Consider the following 16,010-nt stretch of genomic DNA (forward strand, 5'->3'; position numbering starts at 1 on the left):
CCTTGCCCTCCCTGGTCACAGACTCTTCACGTCTTCGATGCCCGCCTGCCGCAGGATCTGCACGGTGTTAGTCTTCACCACGTCGTCGGCGAAACCCACGTCCTTGAACACGACCCGCATGACCTCCGGGGTCAGCTCGTCATTCAGGGCGGCGATGCCGTTGACCACGTCCAAGTCGACTTTGTCTGCCAGGCAGACGATCAGGGCACCGGCGCCGATAAGATAGACCGTTCGGCCGGCGATTACGCGTTCTTCGATGGGCACCGCCAGCTCCAGGCCGTATTTGAGCAGCAGCTCGTGGAGCACGTCCTGCTTGCTGCGGTCAGGCTTGATGTTGTCGATGGCGTCGAAAAGCGAGGACCTCAGATCGTCGGCGTTGGGGTCCCAGGGGCGGATGTTGCTGGCGCCGAGCTGGAGCACCTTGAAGCCCAGGTCCAGCTCGGCGTTGGCATTCGAGCCGTCTTCCGCCTCACTCGTTTGCTCCTCGCGTATCGCCTCACCGGCTGCCCGAAGTCGGGCCTTGCCCATATCGGCAATCGTGGCGTAATCCTCCGCCTCAGTCTGCTCGGGGAGCTGCGCCAGAACGAAACGCCGATTGCCACTGTCCTCGGCATTGAGCTGCATAACGGCATCCCCAACCGTGGCTGACCCCGCAAAAAAATCCAGAACGATATCGCACTCTTCCGGTTTGGTGCCGATGCGAAGCATTTGTTGGACAAGACGCGTGGGCTTGGGCGTATCAAAGACTGATTCAGAGGAATCGAATTGCAATCGCTTCAATAGCTCCTTTTTAGCTTCCTGAGTATGACCTACCTCCTTGTATGACCAGAAGGTTTGCGGAACACGACCCTGTTTCACTTCACTCAGAAAGCGTTTTATAGCCGGTGTGTTATCACCGTCATGCCCCCACCATATACGTCCGTCGGCATCCAACTCGGCAAACTTCTCTTTCGAAAATCGCCAATATGTCCCGTACGGCGGACGTTCAATGACGCGGCCCGAAGGGCAAGTAATGGAATACGTTCCTTGGCTGTAGTAGTTACGAGCAGAGAGATCGCTGGCCTTCCAAGGCCCACGGGGGTCATTGTCAGGATTGCTGTATGCTGCATCTTGCTCGGCGCTTCGCGGCAGTAATTCGGGAACCCACGTTTCGCTGTTCCTCGCGTAGACCGCGATGTAGTCGTGGTCCTCCGAGAACTGCCGAGCTGAATTCTTCGGTGAATAAACCTTTTGCCAAATAACAGTCGCAACAAAGTTCTCCGGCCCGAATATTTCATCCATGATCTGCCGGAGATTCTGCACCTCATGGTCGTCAATAGAGACGAAAATCACGCCGTCGTCCCGCAGCAGATTCCGCGCCAGCCGCAGCCGCGGATACATCATGTTCAGCCAGTTGGTGTGATACCGGCCCGATGACTCGGAGTTCGCAGAGACCTTGAATCCCTGGTCGTCGATCTGACCGGTGTACCGCAGGTAGGTGTCCAGATTGTCTTGGAAGCGGTCGGGGTAGATGAACTCGCCACCGGTGTTGTAAGGCGGGTCGATGTAGATCATCTTCACCCGCTTGTGGTAGGACTTCTGCAGGAGCTTGAGCACCTCCAGGTTGTCGCCCTCGATGAACAAGTTCTGGGTGGTGTCCCAGTTCACGGATTCCTCCGGGCAGGGGCGCAGGGTGCCGGCGGAGGGCGTCTGGGCGATCTGACGGGCGCGGGCCTTGCCGTGCCAGGTGAAGCTGTAGCGCTCGCGCTCGTTCTCAACGTGGTCGCCCAAGATCTGCCGCAGGGCATCGAAGTTTACTTTCCAGCGCGGGCCGTCTTGGTCTGAGCCTTTTGTGAAAGCGTCGGGGAAAAGCTCGCGGAGCCGTTCGATGTTCTCTTCCACGATGTCCGGCGAGGCGCCGTCGCGCTTGGGGTCGAGCTTGTCCATGGTCATATCCGGTGTCGTCTTATAGTCCGGCGGTGGCTTGCCGGAGTTGTTGTTCGAGTTGCTTGATGCGGGTGTTGAGCTCCATCTGGCGGTTGAAGCGGGTCTCCTGCTTGATCTCGGCCCGCAGGCGGGCGATCTCGCCCTCCAGCCGGTGGCATTCGGTCAGCCGGTCGCGGCGGGCCTGTTGGTGCTCCGCCCGGGTAGGAACGTGGAATTCGCCCGTCAGGCGGGCGCATGCCAGCGCCAGTAGCCGCTGGTGCCAACCATCGTAGAGGGCATAAAGATGGCTCCGGGGCAGCTTGTCCACCGCGAGGCTCTCCAGAAAGGCCGCTTCCACGTCCTCCGGTGCTTCGGCGTCCAGCCAGCGCGTCAACAGAAGGGCTTCCGCTACCGTGGCACCGTGCTCCGCGCGGCTGGCTCGCTTGTGGGCGGTGCTCACCGCGAGCCGGCCATTGTGCACGAGGACCAGGAGCAGCGGGTAGGGAATGGCCCGGTGAATCAGCTCTGCCAGCCGTTGAGCACGGCGGGGGCTGCGAAGCTCGGCTTCGACGACCGCCAGCTCCGGGTAGTCGCGCTCGTCGTCCTGGTAGACGCTGACCGGGAGCGTGCTGGGCTTGATGGTGTACTGCCACGTGACGGTCTCCACGTCGTCCGTGAAGGCGCGGCGGTCCGCGGCGGACAGCTCGGCATTGTCGAAGAACAGTTTCTTGTAGACCCGCTTGCCAAGGTGACAGGCCTCGGGCAGGGCCAGGCGGTCGTAGAAGCGCTGCATCAGGCCGCCTCGGCGCCGTCCTGGATGATGAGGTAGGCGACTACCTCGAAATCGTCCATGCCCCGGAAGCTGTCGCGGCTGACCACCGTGCCGCCGGGCTGGAACAAGCTCTCCACACCCCGCTCTTCCGCCTTGCCGGTCACGGCAGCGACGGCCCGCGCGAGCAGGTCACGATAGTGCGCCATGTCCCAGCCATTCCGGGTGGGACGGTTGAACCGGGCGACTGCCCGGTCTTCCGGGTGGCCACGGCCCAGGGTCAGGCGCTTGAGGGCATCGAGAACCCGCCGGGTGTGGGTGAAGTTGAGCCGCACCGCGCCGTCGTCGCCCACGTACACCAGGTAGTGGGGCGCCAGGGGATAGGTCGGGTCGCCCTGGACCCTGGCGTTCATGTTGCGCAGACAGAAGATCGCACCCGGCCCCAGGTCCTCGCCGTCAACCAGATCGTCGATGGGCGTAACGGCGAAGGCACCCAGGGGCATGCGCTTCAGTCGAGCGCCATGCTCCTTGAGGTACTCGCCCAGGTCCATGCGGTAGTCGTTAAGGGTGAGGTCGGTGATCGAGATGCCGTCGGAGAGGTCCTCAATGCTGGGGACGTCTTTCTGGAGCTGGTGGAGCTGACGGCGGCGGTACTCGAGGTCGTTCATGGCGTCGCCTTCGGCGTACTCGATGACGTTCTCCTCGCCGGTGGCAGAGATGTCCAGCAACACCATGCGCCCGGCCACGCGGGCTTCCAGGTCGATGTACTCGTCCAGCTCCATGTTGGGCCAGAAGTTGACGAGCTGGATGACGTCGTTGGTGGAACCGAGCCGGTCGATCCGGCCGAAGCGCTGGATGATGCGCACCGGATTCCAGTGGATGTCGTAGTTGACCAGGAAATCGCAGTCCTGGAGGTTCTGGCCCTCGGAGATGCAGTCGGTGGCAATGAGTATGTCGAGCTCCGGGCCGTCCCTATCGGCTCGCTCCTTGGAGACGGGTGAGAAGGCGGTAAGGATGGACGGGATGTCGCGACGCAGACCCGGGACGGTGCCGCGATTACCGTGGGTGTGGCCCGTCACCTTGGCGGTATGCAGGCCGAGCGTCTCCCGCGCCCAGTCGGCGATCTCGCCATACAGGTAATCGGCGGTGTCGGCGAAGGCGGTGAAGATCAGCACCTTGCGGTTGCCGGGGTTGATGGGGTTTACCGCCTTGGCCTCGATCTCCGCCTTCAGGCGGTTGAGCTTGGCGTCCCGCCGAGCGGAGACGTCTCGGGCCTCGCGCAGGAGCTTGACCAGCTGTGCCTCGTCCTCCTCTAGGTCCTGGCGCCAGCGCACCCGGTCCACGTCCTGAATCAGCACCTTGACCTTGTTGCCCACGAGGTAGGGATCGAACGCCTCGTCCTCCACCTCGATGTCCTCGATGCCCCATTCCTCGATACCCGTGGCGTCGTGGCTTTCTAGGCGTTCCTTCAGTTCGCGCACGCCGCCCAGGAGTTTTTCCACGGTCAGGGCGAAGGCGTGAATGGAGCTCTCCATGCGCTTGAGCATGTTCACGCGCATGAGGTGGATGAGGCTTTGCTCGCGATCCTTCTGCTTGAAGATGGAGCCGCCGGTCACCTGCATGTCGTACTTGCGTCCGTACTCCTCCAGCTTTTCGGGCAACACGTAGGTAATCGGTGCGTAGGCGGCGAGGTTCAGTCGACGGATGTCCCGATTGATCTCGCGCAGCTCGGGGAAGTACTCGGCCTCGTCGATGGGTGGATAGAGGTTGCGGGGTGCGGCCCGGTGCGGGAAAGCCCCGACCTCCGACATGTCATAATACTTCTCGATGTGCTTGCGCGAGCGGGCGATTGTCAGCCGGTCCAGCAGGCTGAAGTAGTCGAAGTTCAGCGCCTCCAGCAGCCCTTCGGAGGTGCGCTTTTCTTCCCCTTCCCGCAACCAGGCGTTGAAACGCTTCTGGGCCTTGCCCAGCGTGTTGTCGATGCTGGCGATACCCTCGGCGTAGAGCGCATCGTCGCGACCCTCGGTGATGAACGCGATCTGGTTCTTCAGATCGTTCATGCGGTTGTTCACCGGCGTAGCGGAGAGCATGAGCACCTTGGTCTTCACGCCGGCCTTGATGATGTCCTGCATGAGCCGGCCGTAACGCGTCAGGCCGTCCTTTCGCGGCGGGTTGTTGCGGAAGTTGTGGGACTCGTCGATGACCACCAGGTCGTAGTTGCCCCAGTTGACCGTCTCCAGATTCAGCTCGCCCGATCTGCCGCCCTCGCGGGTGAGGTCGGTGTGATTGAGCACGTCGAAATTGAAGCGGTCCTCCGCCAACAGGTTGCGGGTGTCGTTGACGGTGTACAGCGTCCAGTTTTCGCGCAGCTTCTTCGGCGCCAGCACCAGCACACGATCGTTACGCAGCTCGTAATACTTGATGATGGCCAGGGCCTCGAAGGTCTTACCCAGGCCCACGCTGTCGGCCAGGATGCACCCATTGAACCGCTCGATCTTGTCGATGGCGCCCAGCACGCCGTCGCGCTGAAAGCGGTAGAGCTTGTTCCAGACCACCGTGTCCTTGATACCCGTGCGGGTCTTGATGATGTTCTCTTCATCAAGATCGGCCAGGTAGTCGCGGAACAGGTTGTGGAGCGTGAGGAAGTAGATCGACTCGGGGGATTTGTCGGCATAGATCTGCCGCAGGCCCGCGAGTAGGTTGGCTTTGGCATCGCGAGCGACGTCCGTGTCGTTCCAGATACCCTCGAACCATTCCAACAGCGCCGCCGCCTCGGACTCCGTGGTGGTTTCCGTGTTCATGTAATAACCGCTGCCGGGTAGGCGACCCAAGCCCACGGTCGTGAACGGTGAGCTGCCGTGGATGGCGAGATTGGCGCCATCCGCATTGGCGATGTGGTAGAGGTTGTGCGGTGCCGGGCGCGACACAGTGCGGACCTCGGCACGGTTATCCAGCCATTCCGCGCATGCCCGCGCCAGCGCAGCGGCATTCAGCCTATTGCGGAGCGGCCGGTCTGCGTCACCGCCAATCAGGCTGCAATGGGGGGCGCCATCCTCGCTGGCCTCCTCGAGCGGCAGCAGCAGGCGCGCGGCCTCTACTTGTCGCAGGGCGCCCCCCATCGTCTCGTAGCCATAAATCGAGAAGTCCGACGCGAGCACCGAGAGGCTAGCGCCATCGGAGATGGCCTCGGCGAGCGCACGAGCGAGATTTCCGTGGGCTTTGTTATCGATCAGCATTAGCCCTGCCCCCTATGGAAACTCTTTCGCTATTGCCGCCACCTTTCGATGTGACGCAGTATGCAGCATGAGCATAATTGGTGGTAAGGGCCACGGGGTCGACCGGAGCCACCTGAGCCAATGGAGTGCGCCGTGCCGAGGCTAGATCAGCTGCCAGAGGGATTGTCCGCAGGGCACCGGGATGGTGCGCCAAGCAGGTCAGATGTGGCCGTACGCCCAGGGGTTTTTCGGTCACCAGCCGAATGAAGAGAAAAACGAGGGGGATCGATGGCGGGTATTCTTGAGAAGGTCACGCGGGGCGAGCATGCGCGCCTGGTTCCGGTCGTCGCGGATACCAGCCGGGAGGAGCGGGCCGTGTCGGTCGTCTTGGCGGGGTTCCGGGGCGTCGAGGCATTCCGCGAGGCCGCCCTACGCTCCATCGGCCAGCGCGTCGGTAAGCGCTCACGCTTCACCGCCCTCACCGAGGTCGTCTTCGAGGATGACAGCCATCCCCGCAAGAAGGGCAAGAGGGGCAGCAACGACCGCCCCGACGGCCTGCTGGTGCTCGATACAAGCCGCAAAGAATGGAGTGCGCTCGTTGAGGGCAAGATCGGCAGCGAAACCGTCGACGAGGATCAGTTGAAGCGCTATGTCGCCCATGCGAAGGCCCGCGGGGTCGATGCGGTCATCACCATCACCAACCAGTTTGTTGCCCGCCCCGATCATCACCCGGTGAAGCTGTCCAAGCGCGATGCGAAAGGCATCGAGCTATACCACTGGTCGTGGATGTATCTACTGACTGAGGCGACCCTCCTGCTTGAAGAGGAGGCCGTGGGCAGTGCCGACCAGCGCTTCGTCCTCGAGGAGATCGTGCGCTACCTGCATCACGACAGCAGCGGTGTCTCCGGCTTTCGCAGCATGAACCCCGAGTGGAAGGAGGTCGTCTCCAAGGTCCGCGATCGGGTAAGCCTCTCGAAGAGTGCCGAGGAGGTGCGCAACACGGTCAGCGCTTGGCACCAAGAGCAGCGCGACCTCGGACTCATCCTGTCACGCAAGGTCGGCCGCAGCGTACGCCTGAAGCTTCCGCGTGAGCACCGCAAGAATCCGGACAAGCGCCTCGAGGACGACGCCGAGGCGCTCGTGCGCGAGCACCGTCTGACCTGCACCTTCGATGTGCCGGACGCGGCATCTGACATCGAGGTGGCTGCTGACCTCGCCCGGCGCTCGATCTTCGCGACCATGCGCCTCGAGGCGCCTCGGGATAAGAAAACCACCAAGGCCCGGGTGAACTGGCTCGTCCGGCAGCTCAAGGGCACCGAGATGGAAGGCATCCAGGTCCGGGCCTTGCGCCGCGGCCGCGGACAGCAGCTCCAAGCCTCGTTCGCCGAGCTGGACAAAGATCCCAGGCACCTGGAGGACCCGGAAGGCAATAGCCCGCCCTCTGCCTTCGAGATCTTCTATAGCCTGGATCTTGCAGGGAAGTTCACCGGCAACCGGGTGTTCATCGAGCGCCTCGAGGCGGCCATACCACACTTCTATGAACACGTGGGCCAGCGCCTGCGGGCGTGGGTTCCGCCGCCGCCGCAGATCCAGTCCCGTGATGCCACGGAGAGCGATGGCGAATTCAGCAGCGCGGAGGAGGCGGGCGAGTGACCGCCTCGGACCATGGGTCAATCGAGGGGTGTCGCGTCCCGGATGATTCCGCGGCGTCCGACGAACAGCTCTTCCACTCCGCTGCGAGCGCCCGACCGGTCAGCTTTACGTCCAAGGCCCCCTTTGACGATGAGGGACCGGTGTGGCTCCTGCGTCATAGCGGTATGACGGCTTCCGACCCGGAGCAGACACTCAAACTATGCTCTATTCTTGGGAACAAGGGCAGAAGCCGTGAAGCGGCCGTTCAGACTTGGTGTTAGAGTCTTAGAATTGAGATCGTCAGGGCTTGGTTCGGCACTTACCGCCCCGTAGCGCCTCCTTGGGCCGGAAAGAGCCGATCTGCCTGTTGGTCTTCATTTGCCCGATCACCGACTCAATGGCGCTGCGGCGCTTAAGCTCACCCATCCTGATCGGGTGTTCATGCCGCAGCGTTGGCCAGAAAGGAAGACGACCACGCCCGGATCTCGGCCACCTTGTAGCCGCCATCGACGTAGCAGCGCTTCGGGGCGTCCCGACGGGGGTGATACAGTCTTGCCAGTTGATCTGCAGGAGCTAAGCGCTTGAGCTCGAAATTCGACGCTTACGAGATTATTGGTGTTATAGCGCCGGGCAGCGTCTTCATCTTCGGGGTTACGCTTCTATTCCCCGACTTTAAGTCGGTCTTCTTCGAGCAGGGCTTTTCGGTTGGTGATCTGGGGCTCTTCGTTGTCCTGTCCTTCGTCGCAGGTCATCTCGTCCAAGCCGCTGGCAACCTTGTCGAGATAGTAATTTGGAAGCCATTAGGGGGCATGCCGACAGATTGGCTTGTTCACAATCCGCGGAGGCTACTCCATGACACACAAGTCCAACGGCTGCGCCAAGCCGTCAAAAACGACTTCGACTGTGAGCTTCAAGATCTTTCTTCCGCGCAACTAGCACCGATCGTCCGAGAGATGTATGTCGTCGCTCAGGCGAGAGGCGACACTTCACGCATTGATTCATTCAATAGAACGTATGGACTCATGCGCGGCGTGACGGGGGCGTTCGGGGCTCTCGCAATCATGGCTCTGGTTGCCAATTGGCCAGCTTGGAGGCTTGGAGCCTTCGCGGCACTAGCCGCTCTTATCGGCGGCTACCGCATGGTGCGGTTCGGGAAGCACTATGGACGAGAGCTTATCGTTACCTATCTCCGGCTCACCAAGCCAAGACATGGCTAAACCCAGAGGTGTGCTCCGTTCCCTTCAGGCGACGAGATTACTAACAGCGTCGGTAGCCCGTTCGAACGATCCCTATCACGAAACGATTCCATGGTTCGGCGGTCCTTCTCCGACATCGCCGAATCAGATCGGGGATGACTGTGCCAAGTTCCAATCAGACTTACCTTGCCACCGGCGCACCGGGCAAGCCGCCTCTCAAGTCGGGTTTGCCCCGCCGGGCCGAGTTCGATGGCAGCAGCCGATTGTTCCGTGCCCGGCGGCACGTCACTCACGGCGACCACATATAACTGTTTGAGAACGAAATCATATCCGCCGTAGAGGTAACCCCCGGCCTCGATCTCGCCGTGGTCGAGGCGCAGCTCGTCGAGCCGCTGGGCCGCACCTGGCGAAAGTCGCACTTCCCAGCTGGGCGCATCCGCGGCCTCAAGCACGGTCACCGCACCGCCGTAATCGAACCACCGCCAGCCCAGCGGCGTTCCGTCTTGCGCAAGCGGGTTGATCCCAAACCCTGGGGAAGGCACGCGGCTCTGAATGCCAATGATGGTCGGCATAAAGGCAGCCGCATGCTGCGCGACTAGGTACTTGGGCATCCGCGTCGTGGCGGACGCGCAGCCCATGCCAACAACGAGTTCTTCGGAAGACGTGCCGGCGGCTTGCTCCCCTCGCAGCCACTCCTCGACGGCCTTGTCCTCGACAGCCCGCGCGCACAAATCATAATACAGGTCGATCGCGTTCGGCGTGTTTCCCGCGCCCGTCAGAAAGAGGGTCCCCAATCGTCCACCATGGAAGATCTCCATTCGCAGGAGTCTATTCTCGGCTGGCAGAGACGCGCCGGCCAAGCGGCGTCGCACCCTTTCATCCGCCGTGGCGTCAATAATGAAGGGATAAACGCCGGCGACCTTTGTAAGGTCCTCGTCCGAAAGGCTCGCAACATCATGCTCCAGGACCTCGCGCTGTATCTCCTGACCGTCAAGCGTGATCTTGCCCGCTAGCTTGTCCAGATGCGCGCACTTGGGCGCGTAAAGGTCTTCGATCGTCGCATTGTGGCGCCCAAGATTGTGCGGTTCGACAATGTCGTTGTCGCATACTGCGATCTTCGGGATGCCGGCTCTGAGCAAAAAGTCCGCGACACAACTGCCCAGGGCGCCGTAACCCAGCAAGGCCATCGGTGCGATTGTTTGTAGCCCCGAGGTAAAGGCCAGCATTTCGCGGCTTGGAAGCTGCAGGCCGAGCAGTTGCTGCACTGGGACCGCGGCGTCAATCGGGTTGTCCTCATGCCTTTCGCAATGGAGGAGGTAGGCCCGCATTTCCAGGCGGCGGGCCTCAGGCTCGGATGCCATGCCGAACACCGATGCCGAGATCGGCTCCGGTCGCCATATGCCAACCAACAGCGCCACCGGCCGCCTGCTGGTGGTTTCTCGGCCAGCGAGCTCCAATAGGGCAGTCATGATTGCTGTGGGAAGCTGGGCGTCGATCGCGGTTCCCTCGAGTCCGGCCTCAATCTCCCCGTAGCTGTTCCATACCCCGAAAAGTTGACGCTCTATGGACTGTGCTCGGTCCGACCATACAAAAACCCAGGGGACGTAAGCGGCGATACCCGGTTCTTTTGGGGACGCCTTGATCTGCCTCCGTGACGCTTGAACCTGCGCATCATCGTTCAGATCCACCGGGGGTGTCAGAAACACCACACGGCCACCAAGTTCCTCGCTTAACAGTCGCGCCACCCCGCAGCGGTAGCCTGAATCTTCTACCTCGTTCAGCGCCAACTTTTGGAAGAACCCGATATTAAAGTAACCACCACGGGCGTCCTGCCCTTCGCCCATGGGCACCGGCTCCCAACCGTCCTTCATCAGCTGCCCGGTCTTGGCGTCGTGAAACCAGTCGGAAAGCCGATCTAGCACGCCGTCGACACCGTAGCGGTCATAGACAGCCTGCAGGCCGGCGCGTACAAGGCACAGGCTTGCCGGATGCTCGAGCGGCGTTGGGTTGATGTGCCCAATCTCGCGAGGGAAGTCTGGACGAGCGCTCCAGACGGCTGGAGCATACATACCTACGGCTTCAACTGAGCGGTACACGAGCGTTATCGGCTCAATCTCCTGGATAGGGGTAGCCACGGGCTCGAGAAGTCGCTCGGTCTTAAGGTCAAACCCAATATGTACTCTGTCCGATTCGTCCGTCGTTACGGACAGGGTGTCCGAGTTGACCGCCGGCCACCGGCAGATGCGACTGACTTCACGCCTTAGCGCGTCGGGCCAGTCCGTCTCAGGCATCGTGCGGTTATCACGTCTGTCCGGCATTCATCCGTAACCGCCACCGCGTCCACTCGACGTGCCGGTAGTGGTGACAAACGGCCCCGCCATGAGTGCCCGCGTCGGTCCACCGGCACTAAACTTGAACACTACGTGGTCCGGCTTGTCCCCCTCCTTGTCGCCACCCGTACACAGGAACCGCTTACGCACATCATCCGTCACCTCACCCCCGTCCGCGAGAATTTTCAGGTACCGGTTTCTCGCGTGGTATGAAGGCGGCGTCGGCCCACCCCGCACGATCCGTTTGCTGCTCGCTATGACGTGGCCGTCACCGCGCTGTTCCCCAAGTGCTGCTTCCGCCTCCGGCGAGGGCACAAATGTCTCGTCCTTGGTATCTGGATTTTCGATGCGCCCGATCGAACGGCGGGAGCAGTGGTGCAGCGACAGCAAAATGTGCCACGCAAGAGCGTCCGGATCATTGCCGAGGACTTCGTCATGGATTCGTTCCCAGACCTCGACGGTCGAGTCCCCACCGAGGAGCACGTAATTCTTCTTGCCCCCGACGGTAATTGTCCACCGGATTACCAGGCTTGACGGGTTCGAGCTGTTCGGATTGTCCGGGTCATCCGACTCCGGAATATTCGCCTCTTCAGGCGTCGGCGCAAGCAGGCGCCAATCCAAGCCGTCCGTGATCGTGCCCGATTCATGCGAGCCAGTGTCCATGATGACCAATCGATTGCCATCCCTTTCCCCCGCCGGTGTACCGCGCAACGCCTTCCGACGCTTGATCTCATCGATGACAGGCTTCGAAACGTCCGTCGTGTAATGGGGATCGGCGCCATAGGGGCTGCACCAGATTTCATTGACAATGATCTTGACTGGTCCATCTTCGGGGTCGTCATCCCAATCATCGGGCGATCCAAGATGGAAGACCTCGCCGAATCCGCACAGGTGGTCTTGGTCCGGATGCGTCAGCACGAAGATGTCCAGGTAATCGCCGGTACAGGTAGCCCGGATATCGGGGGCGAAGTCCGGGGCATCGTCATCATTTTCGTCCTGGCACCGGCTTGCCCGGTGACAGATATCAGTCATGATCGTCCGATCATGCGCCTGAAGCAGCACCGAGTCACCGTTTCCGGAGGCAAAAAAGGCTATCTTGTGGCTCATATCCATATCAGGACACTAGATATTGGTCTTAAGACCCGTTTAACGCGTCCCTCACCTGAAAGTCAACCCTCCCCCGCGCTGAGTACGAACTCGCTTTCTACCCAAATGGGGCTCGGGGTCGATTCGGGGCCCGGGGTCTAACATTCCAACACTCCTTCCTGTTGGATGACCGCTCTTTGATCCGACCGTCATCGGCATGCCCGGCATTCCCACGGTGTCCGCTTCAACCCCGGTTGCCGCAACACCCCGCGCTCGGCCTCCTCGGGCCCCTGTCCTACGACACCGTATTTCGGAGTGCGGTAGTGGGAGAATCTCCTGCCATAGAAATCGCATCGAGGAGTGTTGTGCTGCCCTGCACGTATACGCGCTATCGGGCACCTCGTCGCCCTCGGTATCCGGGATGGGGAACTCGAGCGCCTGGCAGAGCTCGTGGACGAAAATCTGCGCATTGGACTCCTCGGGGCCGGTGGTGCAACGGGCCAGCGCTGGATGAACGCCTCCACCTGCGCCGCTGGTGGCTGCCCTGTGGCCCCGTGGGTACGGTCCTCCATGTGCGATCAATCCGTTGCCGCCACCCTCCGATGTGACGCAGTATGCAGCATGAGCATAATCAGTGGTAAGGGCGACAGGGTCGACCGGAGCCATCTGAGCCAATGGAGGGCGCCGTGCCGAGGCTAGATCAGCTGCCGGAGGGATTGTCCGCGGACCACCGCGAAGCGCTCGAGTGGTTCGCCGACCGGGCCGGGGCGGAGATCGCATCGCTCGGCCAGCCCCCCTCGGGCCTCCACCTCGCCAACCGCGCCAAGGACATCCACAAGCCCAAGGGATGGCGCTATGCGCTGAGCATCCGGGCGACGCTGTCCCGCCAGTACGACGACAAGGAGCCGGAGTGGCTGCCGGATGGATCCTGGCGGTACGACTACTACCAGGAAGGCACCGATCCCGCCCAACGGGATGAGGAATACACCAACCGCGGCCTCGTCGCCTGCATGGGGGACGGGGTGCCCGTCGCCGTGCTCCGCCAGACGCAGGGCAAACCGAATGTCCATTACCACGTGCTCGGCCTCGCCTACGTCCGCGGGTGGAAGGATGGCTGGTTCTCGCTTGAAGGCATCCTGGGCAGCGGGAGCCACGGCGAGGCGGCCCCGTCCCTCTCGGCTGATGCGGGAAACGAACAGCCGTTCTCGCCAGAGTCCATCACCGATTCGCGCAAGCGCACGCTCGCCACCATCGTCCAGCGGCGAGGACAGGCGACGCTTCGCCAAGCGCTGATCGAAGCCTACGAGGGTCGCTGCGCCATCACTGGTTGCGAGGTGCTAGACGTGCTCGAGGCGGCGCACATTCACCCGTACCGCCGCGAGGAGACCAACTATCCGAGCAACGGACTGCTGCTAAGGGGAGACGTGCACACGCTGTTCGATCTAGGCTTGCTCACGGTCAACGCGGCAACCCTTCGTGTTGTCCTGGCTCGAAGGATCCGCGCATTGCGGTCCTCGTGCCGATCTCTCCACGGGGCGCGGATTAGCGTGCCTCACGACCCATCTCAACAGCCCTCGGGGGAGGCGCTGCGCTGGCACGCCGAGCACGTTGCCGCCGACGGACTGCACCTAGAAGCGCCACACCAATGAGCAACGGGGGCTCTCTGTGGCAACGGACCGTACAGAGGATACGCGAAACCCTGAAAGGCCTTTGGTTCCGCCTGCCGGCACAGCTGCGCCACAAATTTGAAGGTGACCCAAGTGTTTTCCAGCGCTTTCTCTGGCGCTACCGAGCCGGATTATGGTTCGCTGTTTCCATCCTGGCGGTAGTGTTTGTTGCGTGGCTGTTCGGAGTGTGGAGCGCCATAGGCGCGCTGCGTGACCAGGCGGTGCGCGTGTTTGCAGTGATTGAGCAGACGCCGCTCCCAGAAAGGCCACCACCTGATCCGTCACAGGCCTTCCGGAACCTGCTATGGGGCATCTCAGCCCTAGGCGGCGCTCTTGTAGCGGTAGCCGGCCTTCTGCTTGCCGGATGGCGATCCTACACGCAGGCGCGCGCAGCGCAGATCGAGAATCGGCGAGTCGAGACCGAGACGTTTGCCCGGGCGATCGAACACTTGGGCAACGATGACTTCGCGATACGGTTAGGCGCAATCCTGAGCCTGGAGAGCTTGGCACGCGAATCCCCCCGTCTTCACCAGCCCATTATGGAAGCGTTCTGCGCCTATATCCGGGAGAAGCGGCCATGGCCCCCACTGACGGTCACTTCGGAGCAAGAAAACGCTACTGAGCATCAGGATGGCGACGATGAAACGCCGGCCGCGCGAGGAGAGGGACCGGAAAGCTCATCCGTTGGTGTGGGCGATACTGGAACAACGCGATTTCCTGCTGACTTGCAAGCTATCCTTACCGCGATCGGCCGTCGGGAGCGCAGACACGAGAGCTCAAGGGCTTGGCTTCTGCTCCGCAATACCGACCTTCGCCGAGCGGACCTCTCATATGCTCATTTCGAAGATATAGACCTCGGGGGCGCTCAACTTGAGGTCGCTACTCTGTCTTACACGCATCTAGATAACGGGTGCCTTGAAGGTTCCCATTTAGAGTGCGCAGGTCTTATTAGAACTCGGTTACAATTCGCAAATCTTCAAGGGGCGCACCTCGAGGGCGCTGGACTGCTCAGCGCGGAACTTGAAGGGGCGGACCTTTCAGGCGTTCATCTTGAGAACGCAATGATCGCAGCTACCAACCTCAAGGGCGCGGATCTTACGGGCGCTCATCTTACAAATGCACAGTTTCAGGACGTAAATATCCGAGGAACGAGAGTTAACATGAGCGATATTTGTCAGAACCAAATTGATAATGCTAATGGAGACTCGTCGACAGTAATCCCAGCAGGCCTAGTACGCCCTACCCATTGGGAAATTTCCCCCTAGAGTCGAGAGACAGCCACTCCGTACGCGGACCTCAATTCCTCCATGCGCATGACCGCGGCGATTGCGGCCCGGCGGCCACCGCTGCGCCGGCCACTGAATCCGAGGGCGCACCGCTATCCAGCATGACCTAACCTGCGCAGAGGACCACGGACTCCGTCACCCGGCGGGGTCACGACCGACGGCTGCGCTCGCCCCGAGGTTGGATTTCCGCCATAAGGCACGCTACATTTCGCATATTGAGACCCGGAAGGACTCGGCACATGGCTCCCAGAATCCCGCGCAGCCCCGATCAAGACCCCATGCGCGCGCCGCTCATCGGGCCACGCCGCAGTGCCGCCAATACAAATCCCTATCTAAAAGCGTAGCAACCTTATGGGCAGCTTAGTCCAGCAGGCGTTTACCCGCCATGCTGCGCACGGCGAAGAAATGCTTCACTGTTAGGCGGAATGCTTTATGACTGTGTACTGGAATTTTTGAGGCGGAACCTTTTCATGTGGGCAGGTGGAATTTGGGACTTCATTGCGGGCGGACTCATATTGTACATGCTTCTTTCCCGTGTATTGCTTGGGGATATGCGGGGAGCAGCGAGACTGATATTTGGGTTAGGCATATGCGGCGCCGGGCTCGGAGCTTGGCTTTTGATGCTTCTATGGATTAGCCCGCAATACCAAGTGCCGGCCATTTGGTCCCATGTCATTGGCATTGGACTTGCCGCTGCAGTTGGGTTTGGTGGCATACGGTTGATGTACGTTGTATTCCCCGAGGCTGCAGAGGAGGATTGCTTGATAGTACGGAGGCGTTGGGGCGATAATCAGGATCGGAATGACTAATCTTGAGCCTAGAAATGCCTTCGAGTGTGACTTCGGCAAACGCTACGCGTTTTTCTCAACCCCTCGAGGCAGCCGTTATGCGCAAACGCTGGAGGTATACATGGAGTGGTCTTGG

Annotated in this window: 9 protein-coding genes; 4 read left to right on the forward strand and 5 right to left on the reverse strand. The window is 61.3% G+C overall.

The window, feature by feature from the left end; genetic code table 11:
- Positions 1-15 precede the first annotated feature (15 nt).
- The 3 genes from ACQ754_RS13395 to ACQ754_RS13405 are packed head-to-tail and all read right to left on the reverse strand — an operon-like array spanning position 16 to position 5,910.
- The gene (locus ACQ754_RS13395) at positions 16-1,926 is read right to left on the reverse strand and encodes a site-specific DNA-methyltransferase (protein WP_440997536.1); all 1,911 of its coding nucleotides are present in this window, start codon (positions 1,924-1,926) and stop codon (positions 16-18) included.
- A gap of 19 nt (positions 1,927-1,945) precedes the next feature.
- On the reverse strand, positions 1,946-2,698 hold the full coding sequence (locus tag ACQ754_RS13400) for a DUF4391 domain-containing protein (RefSeq protein WP_440997537.1): 753 nt from the start codon (positions 2,696-2,698) through the stop codon (positions 1,946-1,948).
- Positions 2,698-5,910: a helicase-related protein gene (locus ACQ754_RS13405; protein WP_440997538.1), complete on the reverse strand. Its 3,213-nt coding sequence runs from the start codon at positions 5,908-5,910 to the stop codon at positions 2,698-2,700. Before ACQ754_RS13405 ends, ACQ754_RS13400 begins: the two co-directional genes overlap by 1 nt.
- A 267-nt stretch (positions 5,911-6,177) precedes the next feature.
- On the opposite strand from ACQ754_RS13405, the gene ACQ754_RS13410 reads away from it, so the two are divergent.
- Entirely contained in the window at positions 6,178-7,542 is a 1,365-nt protein-coding gene (locus ACQ754_RS13410; protein ID WP_440997539.1) for a hypothetical protein, read from the forward strand.
- Positions 7,543-8,102: 560 nt separating this feature from the next.
- Positions 8,103-8,738: a hypothetical protein gene (locus ACQ754_RS13415; protein ID WP_440997540.1), complete on the forward strand. Its 636-nt coding sequence runs from the start codon at positions 8,103-8,105 to the stop codon at positions 8,736-8,738.
- On the opposite strand, the gene ACQ754_RS13420 is transcribed toward ACQ754_RS13415, so the two are convergent.
- Together ACQ754_RS13420 and ACQ754_RS13425 are read right to left on the reverse strand one after the other, a co-directional pair.
- Positions 8,735-11,008, reverse strand: coding sequence for a ThiF family adenylyltransferase (locus tag ACQ754_RS13420; protein ID WP_440997541.1), 2,274 nt, complete (start codon positions 11,006-11,008; stop codon positions 8,735-8,737). The genes ACQ754_RS13415 and ACQ754_RS13420 overlap by 4 nt on opposite strands.
- A 27-nt stretch (positions 11,009-11,035) precedes the next feature.
- Positions 11,036-12,154: a hypothetical protein gene (locus tag ACQ754_RS13425; protein ID WP_440997542.1), complete on the reverse strand. Its 1,119-nt coding sequence runs from the start codon at positions 12,152-12,154 to the stop codon at positions 11,036-11,038.
- Positions 12,155-12,819: 665 nt separating this feature from the next.
- On the opposite strand from ACQ754_RS13425, the gene ACQ754_RS13430 reads away from it, so the two are divergent.
- Positions 12,820-13,782 carry an HNH endonuclease gene (locus tag ACQ754_RS13430; RefSeq protein ID WP_440997543.1) on the forward strand — a complete coding sequence of 321 codons (963 nt, stop codon included), beginning with the start codon at positions 12,820-12,822 and terminating at the stop codon, positions 13,780-13,782.
- Positions 13,779-15,065, forward strand: coding sequence for a pentapeptide repeat-containing protein (locus ACQ754_RS13435; RefSeq protein ID WP_440997544.1), 1,287 nt, complete (start codon positions 13,779-13,781; stop codon positions 15,063-15,065). Before ACQ754_RS13430 ends, ACQ754_RS13435 begins: the two co-directional genes overlap by 4 nt.
- Positions 15,066-16,010: the final 945 nt, after the last annotated feature.

This window comes from Arhodomonas sp. SL1 (assembly GCF_052060015.1).
Taxonomy (GTDB): domain Bacteria; phylum Pseudomonadota; class Gammaproteobacteria; order Nitrococcales; family Nitrococcaceae; genus Arhodomonas.